Below are 2,401 nucleotides of genomic sequence, written 5' to 3' on the forward strand. Positions count from 1 at the left end.
CGTGGCACGCGTCAACGGCCAGCTGATCCAGATCCTTGCCCTTGAAACCGTGTTCCAGACCAACCTTCCCGGTGCGTTTGATTTCGAATGAAGGGCGACGCCATGCAGAACGACCGGATTACGCCAGACCAGGCCCAGTTTCTTGTCGAGGCGGTGTTCCGGCTCAGCGGCATTTCGATCGCCGCCACAAAAACCGATTTTCTCGAACACCGGATCAATCGGCTTTTGCGGGAATCCGGCGTCCACTCGGTGGCAGAGTATATTGAACACCTGCGCAGCGCACCGACAGGGCCGGCCGCCCTTCAACTGGTGGAGGCGCTGACAACGCATACAACCTCATTCTTTCGTGAAAGAGCTCATTTTGACTGGATGACAACAACTGGTCTGCCATCGGTCGTCGCCGAGGGTGCCGGGCGGGACCAGCCGCTGACCATCTGGAGTGCAGCTTGCTCGACAGGGGCCGAACTGTGGACGGCGGGTATGGTTGTTGATACCTTCGCCCGCTCCCGCAATCTGCGATGGGATCTGGTCGGCACCGATGTGTCACAGAAAATCCTGCGCAAGGCTGCGGTCGCAACCTTTGAAGAAGATGATATCATTCCGATCCCGGAAGACATGCGACGTCGCTATTTGCTTCGGTCGCGCACACTGGCGGGGGGCAAGCAGCGCTATCGCATTGCGCCGGAGTTGCGCAGTCATGCCCGCCTCGCCTGGGCCAACTTGCTGGATCTGCCGCCAAGCATGGCATTGACCGCGGACATCGCCTTTTTGCGCAATGTCCTGATCTACTTCGAGCCGGGCGATCAGCTTCGTGCCGCAGCCAATGTGGCCCGCCGGATCCGGCCTGGCGGATATCTGCTGACTGGACATTCCGAAGGCCTTGCCAGCCCTCCACCCGGCATGACGCCGGTTTCCCCATCCATCTACCGAAAGGAGTAAGCTTGAGGTGTCCCTATTGCCCAGCGGCCGGAAGTACCGGGTTCTCGTGGTTGATGACAGTGCTGTTGTTCGCCAGGTCATGGCTGATCTTATCTCATCCGACCCCGAACTGGAGGTCATGGGTACGGCAGGAGATCCCTTTGCGGCGGCCGCTCAGATCCGGCAGCAGCGGCCTGACGTGATCACGCTGGATGTAGAGATGCCGCGCATGGACGGTATCACCTTCCTGCGAAAAATCATGTCGCAGCATCCGATTCCCGTCGTGATGTGCTCGTCTTTGGTCGGTGCAAATACCGAAACCTTGGCGCGTGCGCTGGATGCCGGTGCAGTGGATATCATCTGCAAGCCGCAGGTCGGGATCCGCGACTTTCTGGAGGAAAGCCGCATCCGCATCTGCGATGCAATCAAAGGCGCAGCTCAGGCGCGTCTGGGCCGGCTTCGCGAAAATGCCCCTGCTGCAAAGTTGACGGCAGATGCCATGCTGCCGGCACCATCAAGCCGCGCCATGGCGAAAACAACCGAAAAGATCATTGCCGTGGGTGCCTCCACCGGAGGTACAGAAGCCGTGCGGGTGTTTCTGGAGGCGATGCCAGTGGATTGCCCGCCGATCATCATTGTGCAGCACATGCCCGAAGGCTTCACGGCCGCCTTTGCCCGGAGGCTTGATACGATCTGCGCGGTTTCGGTCAAGGAGGCGGCGCAGAGCGATCGATTGCTGCGCGGGCATGTGCTGATCGCGCCGGGCAACCGCCATACCCTGCTAAATCGCAGCGGCGCGACCTATACGGTTGATGTGCGCGACGGGCCACTGGTCTTGCGCCACCGACCGTCGGTTGATGTGCTGTTCCGCTCGGTGGCACGCTACGCCGGTCAAAATGCAATTGGCGTCATCATGACCGGCATGGGCGATGATGGAGCACGCGGGATGAAGGAAATGCGCGACGCCGGGGCGCGAACCATCGGGCAGGATGAGGCCAGTTCGGTGGTCTATGGCATGCCCAAGGAAGCAATGCGCCATGGTGGTGTCGAAGAAGAGATGCCCTTGGGGCGGTTGGCACCGGCTGCGCTGCGCCTTGGGCGGGGTTGAGCGCGCCGTAGTGCAGAGTGAAACCTGCGGCGTCATCAGCTCGCAGCCCTGGCTGTGGTGAATGGAAGGATCACCACAGGAACCACGGGCGGAGCCTTGGCGCTGAGTGGCTTGAGACAGTTTTTGGTCGAGAGCTTCTTGGACTGCTCACCTGCAACCCGTTATGACAGATGCGCCAAGACCTTCCTGTCCGCTATCGCCTTCGCCGCTAATGTCATGTGCTGGCATTGACGCTCCATAACTCTGGACAATCGCCACCCCACTGGTCAGGTCCAAGACCCCCTTCATTCGAAATCAAACGCACCGGGAAGGTTGGTCTGGAACACGGTTTCAAGGGCAAGGATCTGGATCAGCTGGCCGTTGACGCGTGCCACG

At 60.3% G+C, this 2,401-nt stretch carries 2 protein-coding genes; both read left to right on the top strand.

Annotated features, from left to right (window positions below; all coding sequences use genetic code 11):
* Window positions 1–102: 102 nt before the first annotated feature.
* Window positions 103–939 (top strand): CheR family methyltransferase, encoded by an 837-nt coding sequence (locus CXR43_RS17645; protein WP_168219889.1) that lies wholly within the window; start codon window positions 103–105, stop codon window positions 937–939.
* 7 nt (window positions 940–946) lie between these two features.
* Complete coding sequence (locus CXR43_RS17650; RefSeq protein ID WP_435530819.1) at window positions 947–2,026, top strand: protein-glutamate methylesterase/protein-glutamine glutaminase; 1,080 nt, start codon at window positions 947–949, stop codon at window positions 2,024–2,026.
* Window positions 2,027–2,401: the final 375 nt, after the last annotated feature.

Origin of the sequence: Pseudotabrizicola formosa (genome assembly GCF_002900965.1) — a bacterium.
Classification (GTDB): Bacteria; Pseudomonadota; Alphaproteobacteria; order Rhodobacterales; family Rhodobacteraceae; genus Pseudotabrizicola; species Pseudotabrizicola formosa.

Bases quoted from the DNA above. Each gene is read 5' to 3' on its own strand.
- CXR43_RS17645 (WP_168219889.1), top strand. From the start codon at position 103: ATGCAGAACGACCGGATTACGCCAGACCAGGCCCAGTTTCTTGTCGAG.